Raw genomic sequence first — 17,770 nt, forward strand, 5'->3', positions numbered from 1 at the left:
GCAGCCCTCAAGGCAACAGGGCAGATGCGATGAAGCTGATCATCGGCAACAAGAACTATTCCAGCTGGTCGCTGCGGGGCTGGCTGGCGTGCAAGCAATCGGGCCTGCACTTCGAGGAAATCACCGTCCCGCTCTATGGCGAGGACTGGGACGAGGCGCGCCGCACCGACGAACTTGCACCATCTTCGGGCAAGGTGCCGATCCTGTGGGACGGTGACGGCGAAGATGCGCCGGTGGTGTGGGACAGCCTTGCGATCATCGATTATCTCGCGGACAAGGTCGGGCGGGACCGCTTCTGGCCCAAGGACGAGACCGCGCGGGCCATGGCGCGCTCGATGGTCGCCGAGATGCATTCGAGCTACCTGCCGCTGCGCCGCAGCCTGCCGATGAACATCCGCAAGCGCGTGGACGGCGTGGAGATAAAGCCCGAGGTCCGCGCCGATATCGTGCGCATCCTCTCGCTCTGGGCCGAGGCGCGCGCCCGCTTCGGCAAGGGTGGGCCGTTCCTGTTCGGCACCTTCTGTGCCGCCGACATCATCTATGCGCCCGTCGTCTCGCGCTTCATGACCTATGGGGTGCCTGTGCCGGGCTTCGCCATGACCTACATGGAAGCGGTCTGGACGCACGACTGGATGCAACAATGGATCGAGGCCGCCGAGAACGAGGGCTGGACCATCGAACAGTTCGAGGAGCCCGCCCGCTGATGTCTCTCGATCCCGCAATCCTCGCCGAACGTCTGATCGACTGCGAGAGCGTGACCCCCGCGACTGGCGCGGTGTTCGATTGCCTGCAGGGCATGCTCGAACCGCTGGGCTTCGAAATCCACCGCTTCGTGGCGGGCGAGGCGCCTGACGGTCCGGTCGAGAACATGTTCGCGATCCGGAAGGGGCCGGAAGGTTCGCGCCACTTCGCCTTTGCCGGGCACCTCGACGTTGTCCCGCCGGGCGAGGGCTGGACTTCAGGTCCGTTCAAGGCAGAGCGGCGGGGCGAACTGCTCTACGGGCGCGGTGCGGTGGACATGAAGGGCTCGATCGCCTCGATGGTTGCAGCGGCGGCGGAAGTGCCAGCCGAGGCGGGCACGCTCAGCTTCATCATCACCGGCGACGAGGAAGGCCCGGCGCGCTACGGCACCGTGCCGCTGCTCGAACTGATCCGGGAGATGAAGGCCGAGCCGGACCTGTGCCTGGTGGGTGAGCCGACTTCGGTCCATCGCCTGGGCGACATGGTGAAGATCGGCCGCCGCGGTTCGGTCAACATGTGGATCACCTGCAAGGGCGCGCAGGGTCACGTCGCCTATCCGCACCTTGCCGACAATCCGATCCCGCGCCTGATCGCGTTGCTGGCGGACCTCGATGCGCTGGTGCTGGACGAGGGGACGGAGTGGTTCCAGCCCTCCAACCTCGAGATCACCGACCTCGAGGTGGGCAACAAGGCCACCAATGTCATCCCCGCCGAGGCGCGCGCGCGCATCTCGATCCGCTTCAACGACCGCCACACCGGCGCGGGGCTGGTCGCGATGGTCGAGGACGTGGCGCGGCGGCACAAGGGCGAGGTCCGCGCGGTGATCTCGGGCGAGAGCTTCATCACCCTGCCGGGCGATTATTCCACGCTGATCGCCGAGGCGGTGAAGGCCGAGACCGGGCTGGATCCGGAACTCTCCACCAGCGGCGGCACTTCCGATGCCCGCTTCCTGCGCGCCGTCTGCCCGGTGGTGGAATTCGGCCTGTGCAATGCGACGATGCACAAGAAGGACGAGGCCGTGGCGCTGGAAGACCTTGCGGTGCTCCAGCGCATTTATCGGCGGATTACGCTGGCGGCATTAGTAGGCTGAGGCAGCTGCCCACCCCGCTGCGACTAGGGCTTGCTGCGCAAACCCAAGTCTCGCGGCCCTCCCGCCTGCGGGAGGGCGGCAACAGTGCTCTCAACTCCCCTCCCGCAAGCGGGAGGGGATGGGGGTGGGCATTCCGACGTCAAGCTATCAAGCCTTCACCTTGCCCGCGAAGCTCTTGCGCAGCTTCATCAGCTTGGGCGGGATCACGGCGAGGCAGTAGGGATTGCGCTGGCCTTCGCCTTCCCAGTATTCCTGGTGGTAGTCCTCGGCCGGATACCACGGCGCCATCGGCTCGATCGTGGTGACGATGGGCTTTGGCCAATCGGGCTGGGCGCGTTCGATGGCCGCCTCCATCGCCGCCTGCTGCGCCTCGTCCGCAGGGAACATGGCCGAGCGGTACTGCGTGCCGATGTCGTTGCCCTGGCGGTTCAGCTGCGTCGGATCGTGCGTCGCCAGGAAGATGTCGAGGATCTGGTCGAGGCTGATCGTCTCGGGATTGAACGTCACGCGGATAGCTTCCGCATGGCCGGTGGTGCCCGAACAGACCTGCTTGTAGGTCGGGTTCTCGACGGTGCCGCCGATGTAGCCGCTCTCGACTTCGGTCACGCCGATCACGTCGCGGAACACTGCCTCGGTGCACCAGAAACATCCACCTGCGAGGATGGCCGTTGCTTGTTCGCTCATGCGCTATATTCTCCTGAATTGCGTGAGAGATAAGCATCCCCCGTCCGCTTGTCACCGGCCCGAAGGAGAATCCCCACATGCGTAGAATGAGCCTTGCCCTGCTTGTCCTTGTTGCCGGCAGCAGCCTCGCCACGCCGGTAATGGCCGAAACTGCAAAGACCGCTTCGGCCAAGGTCGATCCCGCGCTTGCTGCTGCCGTGGCCGATCCGCTGCGCGAGAAGGACCGTGCGCGCGATGTCTATCGCAAGCCGGCCGAGACGCTGAGCTTCTTCCAGGTGTCGCCGACGATGAAGGTGGGCGAATATGCTCCCGGCGGCGGTTGGTATTCGCGCCTGCTCGGGCTCTACCTCGGGCCGAAGGGCAAGCTCGTCGGCCTGTACTTCGATCCCACCGCCAGCGCCTTTGGAGACAAGATGAAGGCGGGCATTCGCGAGGGCGCCGCCAAGTATCCGGCCGAGGTCGCAGAATGGTCCGGCCAGCCTGCCGAGCGCTTCTCCGCCTTCACCCTCGACGTGCTGCCCGAAGGGGAGAAGGGCACGTTCGATCGCATCCTCGTCATGCGCATGATGCACAACCTGCTGCGCTGGAACCTCGCCGCGCACGAGATCAAGCAGATGCGCGAACTGCTGAAGCCCGATGGCATGATCGGCATCGAACAGCATCGCGCGAAGCCGGATGCGCCGTTCTCGTTCACCGATGGCTCGAAGGGTTATCTGCGCGAGGCGGACGTGATCAAGTTCATGGAAGTGAACGGCTTCACTTATGTCGGCAAGAGCGAGGCCAACGCCAACCCCAAGGATCCGGCGAACTGGCCCGACGGCGTGTGGACTCTGCCGCCGCAGCTTGCCGGCAATCCCGATGCCGCCACCAAGGCGAAGCTGCAGGCCATCGGCGAGAGCGACCGCATGACCTTGCTGTTCCGCAAGCGCCCCTGAATTGGAGCCCGGCGACGGTTGAATTGCGAAGGCAGGGGCCTTAGGTCCCTCCCATGACCGAGATCTCCGTTGCCGCCCTGCAACTCGCCCTTCCCGGAGGCGAGGCCGAGAACATCGCCGCCACTGCCGCCTTGGTGGAAGAGGCTGCGCGCGGCGGCGCGCAGATCGTGCTGCCGCCGGAGCTTTTTGCCGGACCCTACTTCTGCAAGGTCGAGGACGAGGCGCTGTTCGCAATGGCCTATCCGCTCGATGCGGACCCGTCGGTGCGCGAGATGAAGAAGCTTGCCAAGGCGCACGGGATCGCCATCCCCACCAGCTTCTTCGAGCGCGACGGGCACCATTACTACAATACGCTCGCCATGATCGGCCCCGATGGCGAAGTCATGGGCATCTATCGCAAGAGCCATATCCCCGATGGCCCCGGCTACGAGGAGAAGTACTACTTCCGCCCCGGCAACACCGGCTTCAAGGTGTGGGACGTGTTCGGCAGGCGCATCGGCGTGGGCGTGTGCTGGGACCAGTGGTATCCCGAATGCGCCCGCGCCATGGCGCTGATGGGGGCAGAGCTGCTGTTCTATCCCACCGCCATCGGCAGCGAGCCCTATGACGCCGATCTCGACACCAGCCGCATGTGGCGCCGCGCGATGATCGGTCATGCGGTATCGAACTGCATGCCGGTCATCGCGTCCAATCGCATCGGTATGGAAGATGGCCAGCGCTTCTACGGGCACAGCTTCATTTCTGACGAATGGGGCGATTACCTTGCGGAATATGGCGCGAGCGAGACCGGGGTGCTCTATGCGACGATTGACCTGAAGCGCGCCGCCACCCACCGTGCGGGCATGGGCTTCTTCCGCGATCGCCGTCCGCAGCTTTACGGGCGCCTGGCAGAGGACATCTGAGCCTGCATCGTTACCTCGTCGCGCTCGGTTCGAACCAGCGCCACCCGCGCCACGGCGCACCTTCCGCGATTCTTTGGGCGGCGCTGGATGAAGTGGGGCGGCGCAATTGCACAATCGATGCGATATCTCCTACGATCCGCAGCAGGCCGATCGGGCCTTCGCAGCGCGTCTATTGCAACGGTGCAGCGGTGATCTCGACCGATCTTGAACCGCGCGCCTTGCTGGACGAACTGCAGACGGTGGAAGCCCTGTTCGGACGCCGCCGCCAGGGCCAGCGCTGGCGCTCGCGCACGCTCGATCTGGATATTGTGCTGTGGTCGGGCGGGTGCTGGGGGGACGGACATCTGACAATCCCGCACCCCGAATTCCGCAGCCGTGACTTCGTGCTGGGTCCGACCGCGCACATTGCCGGTGGCTGGCGCGATCCGATCACCGGCCTGACCCTGCGCCAGTTGAACCACCGTCTCGCCAAAGGCTTGACCCGCCCGCCCCCGCCCCCTAGGTGACGCGCCACGCCTCGCGCATGATTGCGCAGCCATGGCGGGCCCTTAGCTCAGTCGGTAGAGCAACTGACTTTTAATCAGTAGGTCGCTGGTTCGAACCCAGCAGGGCTCACCACCTCTTCGGTCAGATCCACCCCAGAACCAGACCTGCGGCGGCGCAGATGCCGAGGACTGGCAGGATGCCCTTGCGCATGGCGAAGATCAGCACGGCCGCTGTCGTGGCGATCAGGGCGACGCGCCAGTCGAGGCTCTGCGGGACAGGCAGGGACAGCGATACCGGGCCGAACGCCACGTCACTGGTCTGGCGGAACAGGACGTGGATGGCGAACCACAAGGTCAGGTTGGCGATGACGCCGACGACGGCTGCCGTGATCGCGGCCAGCCCGCCCTTGAGCTTCTGCGCGTGGGACAGGCGCTCGATCCACGGGGCGAAGGCGAAGATCCAGATGAAGCAGGGGACGAAAGTGACCCAGGTTGTCAGGCCGGCTGCCAGCAGGCCGCCGACCACCGGCGAGAACGGTTCGGGCGCGCGGAAGCCGGCGAGATAGCCGACGAACTGGGTGACCATGATCAGCGGCCCCGGCGTCGTCTCGGCAAGGCCGAGACCATCGGCCATCTCGCCGGGCCGCAACCAGCCGTATGTGTCTACGGCCTGCTGCGCCATGTAGGACAGGACGGCATAAGCGCCGCCGAACGTGACGACGGCGAGCTTCGAGAAGAACAGTCCGACCTTCCACAGCGCATGATCGGTGCCAAGGAGGGCCAGAACCGCAATCATCGGGGCAGCCCATAGTACGGCGCCGATGCCGATAGCGCGCAGGGTCAGGGTCCACGGACGCGGGGTGGTGGGCGGGGGCGTGGAATCGTTCTTCAGTCCGAGAAGATCGGGTCTGGTCGCGGCGACGGCAAAGCCGATCAGCCCCGCGCCGAGGACGACGAGCGGGAAGGGCAGGGCGAAGGCTGCCAGCGCCAGGAACGCACCTGCGGCCAGTGCCTTGTGCAGCGGCGTTTTCAGGGCGCGTCCGGCGATGCGCAACAGGGCCTGCACGACGATGGCCAGCACCGTCGCCTTGATCCCGACGAACAGCGCGGCGAACCAGCGCAAGTCCGCAGCGAGCGCGTAAAGCATCGACAGGCCGAGAATCACCAAGGCGCCGGGAATCACGAAGAGCAGCCCCATGGCGAGGCCACCGCGCACGCCGTGCAGCTTCCAGCCGATCCAGGTGGCAAGCTGCTGCGCCTCGGGGCCGGGCAGGAAATGGCAGAAGTTCAGAGCCTGCAGGAACTGCTCTTCGCTGACCCAGCCCCGTTCTTCCACGATCTCGCGATGCATCAGCGCAATTTGCCCTGCCGGGCCGCCAAAGCTGAGGCAGCCTATGCGCGCCGAGACGCGGACAAGTTCCTCAAAGGAAGGAGCGGCGAAAACTTGCATCGATTCGACCCATGACCTGTGATCCGCAAGACGCGGACCCGACAGGCAACGCTTGGGCACGGCACGACCGCCACCTGACCGGGAGGTTGCTTCGCCCCGGTGCCGCCAGCGATAGCAGACAGACACGCGATTTCAACGCCCCGGATGGGGAAGGTTATACTCTCTCGGAAGAAGAAATGGTGCCAGAAGAGGGACCGTGACGTATCGACAAGGCGTTATATCACAATGTTTTGTTGCCCTGATTCGCTGATTCGATACCGTCAAAAATACCGTCTCGCGCTCTGCCTTGGTCCTCGATAAAGACTCAGATCGCTTCGAGCTTTGCTTCGGTGCTCATTGCACTTCGTGGGTCGTCTTCGCAACAATGCCCAATCGTCGACCGTCAGCCACTGTGGCCAAGTCATGCATTCACCTCCTAGGCGGCAATGACTGGTCCGATCAATCCCGCGAGCTGTTGTTGAACTGCCTTCTTACCAGTGATCAGGTTCACGGTTGCGATCCGCAGCCGTTCATCACCTTCCATTATCGCATAACCGGCGTCCAGTGTCTCGGCTCCCAGGGCTGCATGATGCGGGTACAATAACATCACCTCGCTGCATCGATAGAGGCGGACATACGCCATCATCTGATAGACGTCGGATTGCGAAACGCCGCGCTTCTTGTCTTCCGGATTTTGGCCAACCAGCTTCCACTTCGTGTCGATCACCATCTGAACCTGGCTATTCCGCTTGATCAGAATGTCCGGTGCCGTTTGGAAGCGTGGCCTGCCTCCTTCGCCCTCCTCCATCAGGCAATAGCGGAGTCCGCCCTGCGAATGGACGGTCAGATCGCTCCCTTGCAACGCCTTTCGCGCCAGAGCGGCGATATAGGCTTCGAACAAATCATTCATGGCGAACAGCAAGGTAATTCCCTGACCCGCTTTGGCATCATGGTTGGTGCGCTGCCATTCGCGCTTCAGGAATAGCTTCGCCAATCCGTACAGGCTTTCCCAGCGACGGTTTGTCCGATCGATGCGCACCTGCGTCCAAGGTAAGGCGCTGACAGCCACATCGCTCACATCGGCAAGGATGAAACGGAGCTCGTCCAGTCGCCTCTGCGTCTCCAGAGCACGCGCATGATGGCGGAGCAGCACCACACAGGCCTTCATGATACGCAGCAATGGGGTGTCTGGATTCAGAGTGTCGAAGCGGCAGGCAAGCCGGTCGGGTCGCACAGCGTGATGGGTGAACTGACGGATGACATCGAGCCGCCCCCTCAGCGCCGCTAGATCTTCTTCCTGAGCTATATAGCCGCGGGGCAGGCCGCGTCGTGCCTCGGCCAGCAGGCGATCAGTAAACAGGCGGATCAGAATATCGAGCAAGGTTTCCTTCTGCCGCGCCATTGCCAGCGCCTGTCCGTCTCCGAGTTTGAGACCAAGCGCGACGTCGAGCATTGAGATGAGCCGAGTCCGGATTGCCTCGTCGCCCTCAGCGACGCCGGAATCGATCTTCGGCAATATCTCTAGACTACATCCAGGCGCGGCAATGACGCCTACGACCTGTTGGGCCCTTATCTCGCTGTAACGATCAATAAGGATGTTGGTCCCGGGCTCGTTGGCAAGTGCATGTGACCGCGCAGCCCGAAGCAGGGCATTGGCCTCGGGGCGGGTGAAGGCACCTCTGGGCGCGGGGCCGGTGGCATTGTGAACGGGCGTGCGCCCCCATTCGTGAACAGTCAGGTGCGTCACGGATGGAACCGGGCAATGATCCGGTCTGCGTGACTGGACAACTCAGACGGAAATGTTGCCAACCATTCGCGCCATGAACAAGCAGCGAAGCGAACCGTTGATCCAGCTACGCCTTGGGCAAAGCTGGCAATCTCGGACCGATGATCGGAAAAGGCTTCGGCTGGAATGACGCGACCTTCAGTTGGCTCGGCGTAAAGGTAAAGCAGCACCGGCTGCTTCCCTCGCCGACGTGCTTCGGTAACGAGACCATAGCCATGCTTGACCAGTTGCGCTGCATCAAGGTGACGAAACGCGGAAGGCTCCGCTAGCAGCCGGTCGCGCATGGCGCACCAAGGCTCCATAGCCTCATCCCACTTATGGGATGAGTATTTGGGTGAAAGTTTTGCCTGCTTGGAATCGCGGAACGGCTCGAAACGTTTGGACTCAACCCCGATTAGGTGCGTTTCGGTTTCCACGGCGGCATCAAGCCAAGGATGTCGACCGCCTGACCAAGGAAAGCGCATCTGACGCTCAATTTCGACGGACAGAGCTGGCCAATCGAGGTCGGAAAGGCCTGGTAACGCAGGCAAGCCGGTGGGATCTTCCAGAAAGTAGCCGAACCCGTTGACCGCTAGTGCCGAACTGCTTTGTCGGTTACCGAATTTGCCCGAAGCCAGTTCCTGCCCCGCCGCCGAGCCAAGCGCGGCCGCAACGCGCTCGACAGGCACGCCGGGAAGCAGATGGCTGGCCAGCTCATCGATCACTCGCCAGGATCCTCTGCTAATTTCATCACTTTACCGGTCAATCGGTCGAAAGCGTCGGCCCTGAATGGTGTGAGTACCGACCAGCTCGACAGACGGTCGCCTTCGATGCCCGGTGGCGGATCAAGCATGTCTTCCCGGATGAACCCGTCACCCAGCACCGCATGAATACGGCTCCAGTCCTCGAAGAAGTATTCCTGCAACAAGGGAATGACCTTGTCGCGCATGGCGGCGTGAACTTGCTCGGCTGTCTCGCAGTTAATGAAAAATGCGTGTCCGATGCGGTGCTCGCGATCGATGAGATACTCAATCCGCTGGTTGATGGTGGTCAGAACCCGGACAAGGTCGATTCCTGTGCGTTTGCTGGCGTCCAAAAGTAGGTCGGGCTCCGGGGCCATTTCCCGAAAATTGAACCGCCGACGAAGCGCCGTGTCGAGCAAAGCGATGGAGCGGTCCGCCGTGTTCATCGTCCCGATGATGTGGAGGTTTGCGGGGACACCAAAGTCACGTTTCTTTGAATATGGAAGCGTTAACTTCAGTTCATTCGGCATTCCGAGCCGCTTGTCTGGTTCGATAAGGGTAATGAGCTCCCCGAACACCTTTGAAATATTTGCACGATTAATCTCATCAATGATCAGTACGAACTGGTCTGGAACCCCGTCCGTCGCGGTCTCTTCTCCGTCATCGTTCTCGACGTCGCCAGCAATCAACCGGCCAAGAGCAGCCAAGTTTACGCGCTTTGTCGGCAGGGAATAGAGCGTGCGCATCGTGAAGTTGCCGTCGACAATTGTGTCGAGTGGCAAAGGCTCATCCAATGTGAGGAGCCAGCGCACATCACGTCGATGCGCATAATAACCGTCAGCCGAAGGTTCAAACCGATACTCGCCAGTCACCTCGGCAATCGCTCGAAAGGCGGTATTGCCGTACGGAACTATGACAATGTCACCAATCTGCATTTCACAGCGAAACGGCCAGGTCTGCGTCCAATTGCTGGGCGTTGTGTCGTCTGGGTTTTGAGCGAGCCACTCAGCCTTGATCGCGTCAAATGTGGAAAAGCGCTCATCGCTCCAATCGATTGAACCGCCCCAGCCGAGGGTTACGTAGTTGTTTGCCAGGGCGGATTCATAAACGTCATCCTCAGTGCCAATGGCACCTTGTCCCATCTTCCAGAAGCGGCGACCGGAAAAATCGTAAGCTGATGCATCGGCGGAAGGTGCTGTGCGGTGGCGCGCTTGGTCGGCCAAAGCACAGATTTCTCGAAAAATGCCAGCTCGTGCTTCAAGCCGGAAACCGGCTGAACCGCCTTCATTCTCAGCGGTCTCTGGCCTCAGCCCTTCGACAAACGTTTCATAGTCGTAGTTCTGGTGGAAGGTGACGAAGGCAATCCGCTTCTCGGCTTCAAGCTCGCGGTAGCGCTTCATAAGCGCCTTCCGACCGCCCTCGGTGGCAGGAAAATCGGCTTCCGGATCACAGAGCTTCACGGCTTCGAGTGCGGTGCGATAAGTCTTACCCGTGCCCGGTGGCCCGTAGAGGATCAGGTTCTGGGGGCTCGGCTTTACTTCGGCCACTGAGATGGCTCCTTCCGATAAATCGAATGTCAGTTTCCGTGTGGTGCTTTGCTTTGGTCCCTGGGCAACTGGCGCAGGAACTTTGGCTAGCTCTAGAAACTTCCGGCCCTCAAGTGCCTGACATATGTTCGGCCAGGCCATGTGAAGGCCCATTTCATTGTTTAGCGGCCCCACAATGACCGTTACGCTGGAATCGCCGCGCCTTCGGGCTGGTTCGATGTAATGTGCCAACACATACCGTCGGATGCGATCGGCCTGCGATTCGACGTCATCGGAAGCTGCCTCATCGGGCCAGAAGCCAGGACGGGTTGGCTGCGGCGGGAGCCAACTGCGGATCGTTTCTTCCGCGTCTTCGATGACACTTACAAACTCATCGGCTGCCGTTTCATCGAGCTGATATGTGCCCGTCAGGTTCAGCCGGTCGTGCTGATGGCTGAATTCCAGAAAGCCGCCGTTTTTGCGCAACTGCACGCTGCCAAGAGTACCCGGCGCCTTGTCTTCACCGGGAGACCGTCGGCCAAACCGTATCTGCGGGATGTTGGTATGGTACCAATCTAGTCCGGCATCATGGACCGCACGCGCCATGTTGCAAAATGCCGTCCGCTGTTCATCGGACCAGTTTTTGCGCGCCTCCCTGAAGCGGGAATCTCCATCAAATCGCGCGAGAAGCTCCTCGTCGGGACCCTCATCGCTGTCGACGGGATCTTCACTTGCCCCGTAGTTCGGATCACGGCCGTCCAGGAAGTAACCGTACTGCGTTATGGCGGCGTGTAGATTGCCCAATTGGCCTTGAGGATCCTTGGCTTGCGGCACTACCGATCGAGCTGCGTCCAGGTCGGCCACGGGATTCTTCTTCAGGTCCGCAAGACGGGCCAAGAGATCTTCCCAGCGACCAGCTTCAAAGACCTCTTCCAGCGTTGTCTCTGCAAAACCCAGCCCCTGCAAGCCACGTTCAACCCGTTGGCACCGACGGCAGCGACTGGTTTTGGCTTTGTTCGCTAGGGGCTCGCCCATCCACAACCGCTTGCCCAGCCATTCGCGGAATTCATCCTTGCGCATTCGATGCCCCCTTGATCATGCCCTCAGCTACCAGCGCCATCGGTCAGGCCGTAGAAGATCGCGATTTGCCGCTTCACCTCCTCGCGTAGAGCATTGGAATCCTTCACCCTCAATTGCTTGTCACCCGCCAGGTTGAAGCCAATGTCCGTGTCGGGAGAACCTATCGCTTCGTTGTGAACCAGCAGAAAGTTCTCGTCCGGCAAACCGCGCCCCCGATTAAGGCCCATTAGGTAACCGATTTCGTGGTGAACATTCTTGTTGCCGCCGGAAAGATCGGCAATCATCAGGCCGGAGTTCTCGATCAAATCAAGAATCTCTTGATTGATCTTATAGGAATATCCAGTGTCGAATCTATCGACACGGATTTCGCGTAATTTGATGTCGAGCTGATGCTCCTTGTTCAGATCATCGATGGCCGCTTTGATGGCATCAAAATTCTGCTTCGTCTTTTCCGCAAACCACATCGAGATGAAAATCTGACGCTTACGTGATTCAGCGATCTTTTCAAAAATCTTGATCAGGTCGGCCGCGTTGATCGATCCGAGTTCATATTGGTGCGTGCGTAAGACCCAGTTGGTGAATTGGGTAATCTGGCCATCGCTTGCGCCCGGTTTCAATTGCCAAAACAGAAACGCGGCAAACAGGCCCTGCGCGCTGGAACGCTGGAGGCGTTCATCAGCATAGATATCGTTGACTGCCCGAATGGCGTCGAACAATGCATCGGTGTTGGGAAGGTCGCCAAGCTCTAGCCGAGCAAACTGGCCCTGCGCATCCTGCAAAGACTGGATGAGGGTTGAGCGTGGCCCGGTCGCGTTGAACACTGCCCGCAGGTGCGGCAGATAGTCAAAGTTGAGCCGCGCCCCCAATTGGCGGCATTGTAGGTATTCTGTGCCGAACTGTCCGGCCAGATCATCGTCCGGGAATCCATCGGCATCATCGATAATGCCACGCAGTGATTCTTCCGAAGTTAGCGGGCGTGCTTTGGAGTTTATGTTGTGGAACAGCGCCTTTTCGTTCGCGGGCGCGTCGGCCTTATCGAACAGGATCAGGCAGAAAGGCGCGAGATAGCGATCATATTCAGGATCGTTCAAAGCCTCCAGCGCATTCAGGCGATGGTTGCCGTCGATCCGTTTGAACAGCTTAGCATCATCGGGAACGATTACCGTGCAGTGCGTTTTGGCCTGTTTCACATTCAGATCATTAACGTTTGACTTGAAGCTGCCGCCTTGGCGAACGATTTGAAGCGGGTCACCATCGGGGGCGCCAGGTTTCCCGTATTCTGTCTCCAGCGTCGCTGAGAGGATGATTTCTGGGAAAAATAGATATTTGCCAGCTGTGAAAAAGCTCTTGATCTCTTCCACATGCTCTGGCCGCAGCTCGCGCTGGTAAGCGGGGTCGGGAAAGGAGCAGAGGGCAATGTCGCGCAGGCTGGCATAGCCGCGGATGCAGGGGAAGCCGCCTAGCGACATCTCATAGGCGCCGCGAAATGTGACACTCATGCAGCGTCTCCTAACAAGACCGCCTCAATCTTTCGCTTGGCGACTTCCAATTCGGCGGCGGCGGCGTTCTGAAGCTCAATCGCCTGCTCACGTCTGGCACGAATTTCCTGCACAAGCCGTTCCTGCGTTTCTACCGGCGGAACCGGCACGATCAGTTTTTTTAGAAAGTCTTCATCCACACGTCGATGACCAGACGAGCCGGTGAAGAAACGTTTGGCTTCTCTGCGGAGTCGGCCCATGCGCAGCAGCGCGTGGACATATTCAGGCATTACAGCAGAGTTCCGCGGCCGAATTACATGGAACTCGGTCGATCCGAAACCGACCCCGTTGGTCAGGCCCCGGACGACAGCGGACTTCCCGTTCTCCATGCACGGCGTGATCTTTGCCCAAAGCACATCGTTATCGCGGAAGGTTGTGTATCCTACGCATTCTTCGACCCGCCGTTCGCCAAGGTATTCAACAATCCCGAGCCGATCGGATATAGCGTCCATGGGGACAAAGCCCGCCATATCATTGTCGTGCAGCCCGCCGAATGATGTGAGCGGGTTGACATTGCAAACCCGGCTCAGAGGCACTGAGTCCAGTTTTTCAGAAGTCAAAGAGAACTTCGATTTATGAACTGGCGGGTCAAACCGCCATCCGCCGAGTTCATGGGCGCGGACGTGGAAGGTGCGGTCGGCCAGCGTGTTTTCGGTTTCCGGCGGCAATGTGATGCCGAGTTCGGAAAGGAGATAATCGTCAATCGATGCCAGCAGCGCAGCGGCCTCTCCAAGGCGCTGGTTTCGCCTCTCTCGCGCTGATCGAACAACAGGCAAAATACGCTCATCAAAAATGATCGGGATGGAGCGCAACGCCGGATAGTCAAGCGCGGGTCTCGTTCCACCTGTTGCACGCCGCGTCGCCAATTGTTCGGCAATATCAGTGTTCAGATAAGCTGCCAGGACCTCGCTTGTGTGGCGATCCTTGGTTTTAATCCGAACAAGGTGCTGGTTTATGTTGCCTTGAAATCCGGGAGGTGGAACTGACGACACTGCCATTCGACCAACGCCGGTGATCTTCGTCAACAGATCATCCGGCCCGACATGGCTGCGCGCCAGCATGCCATGGTGCGTCTCAAGGTTTATCAGCTTTACATCATCCAGCGAAAGCTCACCGGAAACAGAAAGATTTTGCACCCGAATGAACGGAATGCCCGTTTCTGGATCATCCGAGTAGTACTTCTCCTTTTCCTCAGCCTTGGGCGTAGCACCGCCAGCAGATTGCCGACTATAGTCACGGAGCTTGCCAGTCGCCCGTGCAGCGACACGTTCCTCAAGCCGTGTGAACTTCGGCAGATAGTAGCGGGCGTCATGGCGACCTGTCATTTCACCCCAACCCACGACGAAGAAACGTTCTCCGTCGAGATCGGGGTTTAGACAAAAGGGCGCGTCGCTCCCGCCTCGATATGGGCAATGAAGCGACTTAGCTCTGTCGCCACTGCCTCAAGCTCGTTGGTCGCGGTTGGGCGTCCAGTGGCGTCGTAGCCAATGTCCTCCGCAATCGCCATGTAGATTTCATAGTCAGAAACCCTGGCCTTCACCTCGGCCAGATATTTGTCGTTCAGTGCCTCGCGCAGGTTTTCAATGCGTTCGTTGTAATCATCATTGGTGTCGGCCTTCCACTGCGCGAACGCATCGGTCTCCATATGCTTGATCTTTGCGGCCTCAGCCTCGGCCTTCAAAGCCTTGCGGATCGCTGGGGTCAGAGTGCCCTGTTCGGACAGTGCCTCGGCCTTTGCGATCATCTCCGCATCGATGCGCTGGCACTCTGCATCCCCGCGTTTTAGCACCAGCTTCTTCTCGGCAATCAGCTTTTCGAGCGCGTTCCCGCCGTCCTTCGCATCATGCAGCTTGTCCTGTGCCTGTTCCTTGATCCGCTGGATGGCAGTAGTCGTTTTGGCGTCGTGCTTCTTGAGGAAGAGCACCGAGCTTTTCACCCCCGCCCCATTGGCGGCGAAGGCGAACTGCGGCAGCGAAACCACGCTGACGATCCGCCAATGCTCCTCAATCCAGTTGCGAACATATTGCATCGACGAATTGGTCAGGATGCTGTCCGGGATGACCATCGCCATGTAGCCGCCGGGCTTTAGAAAGCGGTGGCACTGCTCGATAAACAGCACTTCGGTGGTCTGCTGATCGCGGTTCTTTTCGGTGAAGGTCAAGCGGATGACCTCACCGTTGCCCGCGTCTTTCTGCACGACACGGACATTGTTCATCTTGGCGTCGACCCAGTCGATGTCCTTCCTGCCAAGATCGTAGTTCTGAAGGTAGCCCTTCTCCGCCAGCTTAACTTTGGAGCCAAACGGCGGATTGGTGATGATGAAATCAAAGGACTCAGGGATGAACCCCTGGTTGCCGGTCGCGAGGCGCATGGCATCGATCGATTCCAGCCCGTCATGTGAAATGACATTGGTATGACCATCGTCATGGATGATCATGTTCATTTTGGCAGTGCGGGCGATCCCTTCCGAAATCTCGATCCCGTACAGATTGTTCTCGGCGAAATCGTGCCAGTGCTTCCAGTGCTGGCGGTCCCCCTTAGTGAAATAGCCATCTTCAGCCATCGCGTCCGCCTGTCGGCGCACCTTGTCGAGAGCATGCAGCAGGAATCCGCCACTGCCGCATGACGTGTCGATCACTGCGCTTTCATTTGTGATTGGCAGCGCATCGACGATGAATTTCACGATGTTGCGTGGCGTGAAATACTGACCGAACTCACCGCGGAAAAAGCCGGTCATGAACGTTTCGAACGCGCGGCCCTTACTGTCGAGGTCGGTTTCGCTGAGGTTCGTGTCGGCCAGATAGCCAACCACTGTTTGCAGCTCGGCATTAGACAGGCGGATGTCGTCCTGGAACACCTCCTTGTCCTTGGCGCGCCCCTGTTCGTAAATTGCCTGAATGCGCCTTTTCAGGTCATCGCCCTTGTCGCGGTCGCTTTTGAAAACCTGAAAGTCATAGGGCTCGCCCGGCTTACGCGGCGCACGCTCATCCCATATCTTGCAGAAGATCAGCTTGTCGAGCTCATCAAACGCTTCTGCCGGGTTCCGCTTGCCGCCCGCCCAAAGGGCATCGTGCGCCTGTTTGAACTTTCGGGTCAGTTCGGTTTCCTGGACGACTTTCAGCTCGAAGCCGTTGACGCCGCCCTTTGTGAAGCGGGCTGCCGCGACATCCGCCTTGCCGAAGCGGGGGATGTCCGGCTCTCGGTTCTCGGCCCGCTCCATGCCGCCGAACCCGGCAACCTTGAAATAGTCATTGCGGATGCCAGACGTCATCCACATGAATTCTGCCTTCAAGGAATTGGCATAGCCGAAGCCCTGTTCAACAGCCTGATCCAGTTCGCCCTTGCTGGCTTCTTCTCGCTTGCACTCTACGACGATGTAAGGGGTCTTCCGCGCCTTGTCCTTGAAGACAACAATGTCGGCGGTCAGGCTCGGAACGCGATGTGGAACCGGAAATTCAATATCAAGCTGGTCAGCTGGGTATCCATAGTCAAGGATCAAAGCGACATAAGCACCGGCACGGACGATCTCCTCAGGATCGCTCAGGCGGTACTTCTTATTTTGGGCGCGGTAGGAAACGCTCTTCTGGTCGGCATCAATTGCAATCAGCTTTGCGTCTAGACCCCTCTGAACGATTTCAGATACTTCCATTCCAATTTCCCCACGCGCGATTTTGACATCCCTCTTAGCGATCTGGTTGGTCTGAGGCCATGGCGAAGTTCCAAGAGGGGGCGGTCACCCACACATGAAAAGATAGCAATCCCGTTGACGCTTGAGCGCCGCCATCGCGCACCGGACCCCGTTGTAACCTAATTGAGATGCTACGCTCGCCACAACAAATCCAATTGATTTCACTTGGAATTCGGAGACTGTGCGTTGGCCAGCAGGCCTTTGAGCGCATCTAACGTTATCAGCGTGCATCTGCCAATCTTGACCGTTTCCAGCTCCCCTGACGCAATCAACTGGTAGAGCTTTGACCGACCTATTCCAGTCATCCGCACGGCGTCGGGAATCCGGACGGCGAGCGGTTCGGCGCCGTTGGTTCGGGCCCTCCTCGTGCGACGATCGAATGGGAGGTCGAGTTGTTCGTCCTTTGCAGACGCCTTGGCTTCCCGGCGCCTCATTCGCCCTTCTCCTGCGCAAGCTTGTCGAGCTGCCGCTTATGCGCTTCGTGCACCTTAGTCCGGAGGGTCGCATCGGGATGGGCAAGCAGAAGGCCATCGAGAGCGCACATGATGAAGACCAGACGGCGTTTGATGAACTCGGCGTTCTGCCTCGCCTCCTCACGCAGCTCCTGGCCCTGGAACAGGTCCGTGACGATGGCACCGATCCACTGGCTGCGGCTTTGCTTGGCGCGGGTGGCTTCATCCTGAACCCAGGCGGCGACGTGCTTGGGCAGATAGGTCTGGATGGAAACATTGCGTGTCATGCTGGACTCCATGCTGGTGGAGCCTGGATCACACTGCGAAAGGCAAGTTTGTTCTACTTATGTTCGATGGCGCAGTCAAGCTCGCTGGAACTGGCGCATTTCCTCGCCTTTCGGCCATATGTGATTTGCGGGAATGCCCAAGACTGATCGCAAGTCAGATTTGACGGAGAAGCTGCCAATTTCTCAGATACGCACCAAATTACTGTTATATAATGTTTTATTTCCAGTCTTCCCTGCGATTTGTCGCGTACGGTGTGCGCGAAGTTGTTCCCTATTTGGACCGATGTGATCAACCACTTCCCTGCCCGATTTCCGATGGCAAAGGTCTTGGTTTCACGCGGATTTCCTAGCCCAAATCGGGCTTGAGTGATAGCCATTCGATCAAACATCTCCTGCCTATAAACCACGCATTTGTAGCAAATGGC

At 59.6% G+C, this 17,770-nt stretch carries 15 protein-coding genes and 1 tRNA gene; 6 read left to right on the forward strand and 10 right to left on the reverse strand.

Features of this window, described 5'->3' with window-relative positions; translation table 11 throughout:
• Positions 1-29 precede the first annotated feature (29 nt).
• Positions 30-704 (forward strand): glutathione S-transferase family protein, encoded by a 675-nt coding sequence (locus tag I2488_RS05105; RefSeq protein ID WP_196274743.1) that lies wholly within the window; start codon positions 30-32, stop codon positions 702-704.
• Positions 704-1,831: a succinyl-diaminopimelate desuccinylase gene (dapE, locus tag I2488_RS05110; protein ID WP_196274744.1), complete on the forward strand. Its 1,128-nt coding sequence runs from the start codon at positions 704-706 to the stop codon at positions 1,829-1,831. The genes I2488_RS05105 and dapE overlap by 1 nt, the downstream gene beginning before the upstream one ends.
• Before the next feature lie 147 nt (positions 1,832-1,978).
• On the opposite strand, the gene msrA is transcribed toward dapE, so the two are convergent.
• The gene (msrA, locus tag I2488_RS05115; protein ID WP_196274745.1) at positions 1,979-2,515 is read right to left on the reverse strand and encodes a peptide-methionine (S)-S-oxide reductase MsrA; all 537 of its coding nucleotides are present in this window, start codon (positions 2,513-2,515) and stop codon (positions 1,979-1,981) included.
• Positions 2,516-2,592: 77 nt separating this feature from the next.
• On the opposite strand from msrA, the gene I2488_RS05120 reads away from it, so the two are divergent.
• The 4 genes from I2488_RS05120 to I2488_RS05135 all read left to right on the forward strand — a co-directional run bounded on the left by I2488_RS05120 (position 2,593) and on the right by I2488_RS05135 (position 4,970).
• Complete coding sequence (locus I2488_RS05120; protein ID WP_196274746.1) at positions 2,593-3,450, forward strand: class I SAM-dependent methyltransferase; 858 nt, start codon at positions 2,593-2,595, stop codon at positions 3,448-3,450.
• Positions 3,451-3,503: 53 nt separating this feature from the next.
• Positions 3,504-4,352, forward strand: a complete 849-nt coding sequence (aguB, locus tag I2488_RS05125) for an N-carbamoylputrescine amidase (RefSeq protein WP_196274747.1) — start codon at positions 3,504-3,506, stop codon at positions 4,350-4,352.
• Positions 4,353-4,354: 2 nt separating this feature from the next.
• A complete protein-coding gene (gene folK, locus I2488_RS05130; protein WP_246465524.1) occupies positions 4,355-4,858 on the forward strand; it encodes a 2-amino-4-hydroxy-6-hydroxymethyldihydropteridine diphosphokinase in 504 nt (167 codons plus the stop codon).
• Between the two features lie 36 nt (positions 4,859-4,894).
• Positions 4,895-4,970, forward strand: a tRNA-Lys gene (locus I2488_RS05135).
• A gap of 9 nt (positions 4,971-4,979) precedes the next feature.
• On the opposite strand, the gene chrA is transcribed toward I2488_RS05135, so the two are convergent.
• The 9 genes from chrA to I2488_RS05180 all read right to left on the reverse strand — a co-directional run bounded on the left by chrA (position 4,980) and on the right by I2488_RS05180 (position 17,357).
• Positions 4,980-6,287 carry a chromate efflux transporter gene (chrA, locus tag I2488_RS05140; RefSeq protein ID WP_196274748.1) on the reverse strand — a complete coding sequence of 436 codons (1,308 nt, stop codon included), beginning with the start codon at positions 6,285-6,287 and terminating at the stop codon, positions 4,980-4,982.
• A 415-nt stretch (positions 6,288-6,702) separates the two neighbouring features.
• Positions 6,703-8,013 (reverse strand): 5-methylcytosine restriction system specificity protein McrC, encoded by a 1,311-nt coding sequence (locus I2488_RS05145; RefSeq protein WP_196274749.1) that lies wholly within the window; start codon positions 8,011-8,013, stop codon positions 6,703-6,705.
• The gene (locus I2488_RS05150) at positions 8,010-8,756 is read right to left on the reverse strand and encodes a PGN_0703 family putative restriction endonuclease (protein ID WP_196274750.1); all 747 of its coding nucleotides are present in this window, start codon (positions 8,754-8,756) and stop codon (positions 8,010-8,012) included. Before I2488_RS05150 ends, I2488_RS05145 begins: the two co-directional genes overlap by 4 nt.
• Complete coding sequence (locus tag I2488_RS05155) at positions 8,753-11,380, reverse strand: AAA family ATPase (RefSeq protein ID WP_214652225.1); 2,628 nt, start codon at positions 11,378-11,380, stop codon at positions 8,753-8,755. The genes I2488_RS05150 and I2488_RS05155 overlap by 4 nt, the downstream gene beginning before the upstream one ends.
• Before the next feature lie 23 nt (positions 11,381-11,403).
• A complete protein-coding gene (locus tag I2488_RS05160) occupies positions 11,404-12,879 on the reverse strand; it encodes a ParB N-terminal domain-containing protein (RefSeq protein WP_196274751.1) in 1,476 nt (491 codons plus the stop codon).
• Positions 12,876-14,243, reverse strand: a complete 1,368-nt coding sequence (locus I2488_RS05165) for a restriction endonuclease subunit S (RefSeq protein ID WP_196274752.1) — start codon at positions 14,241-14,243, stop codon at positions 12,876-12,878. The genes I2488_RS05160 and I2488_RS05165 overlap by 4 nt, the downstream gene beginning before the upstream one ends.
• Before the next feature lie 47 nt (positions 14,244-14,290).
• A complete protein-coding gene (locus tag I2488_RS05170; protein WP_196274753.1) occupies positions 14,291-16,567 on the reverse strand; it encodes a type I restriction-modification system subunit M in 2,277 nt (758 codons plus the stop codon).
• Positions 16,568-16,767: 200 nt separating this feature from the next.
• Positions 16,768-17,040 carry a helix-turn-helix domain-containing protein gene (locus tag I2488_RS19500; protein ID WP_196274754.1) on the reverse strand — a complete coding sequence of 91 codons (273 nt, stop codon included), beginning with the start codon at positions 17,038-17,040 and terminating at the stop codon, positions 16,768-16,770.
• On the reverse strand, positions 17,037-17,357 hold the full coding sequence (locus I2488_RS05180) for a hypothetical protein (RefSeq protein WP_196274755.1): 321 nt from the start codon (positions 17,355-17,357) through the stop codon (positions 17,037-17,039). Before I2488_RS05180 ends, I2488_RS19500 begins: the two co-directional genes overlap by 4 nt.
• Positions 17,358-17,770: the final 413 nt, after the last annotated feature.

The organism is Novosphingobium jiangmenense, assembly GCF_015694345.1.
Classification (GTDB): domain Bacteria; phylum Pseudomonadota; class Alphaproteobacteria; order Sphingomonadales; family Sphingomonadaceae; genus Novosphingobium; species Novosphingobium jiangmenense.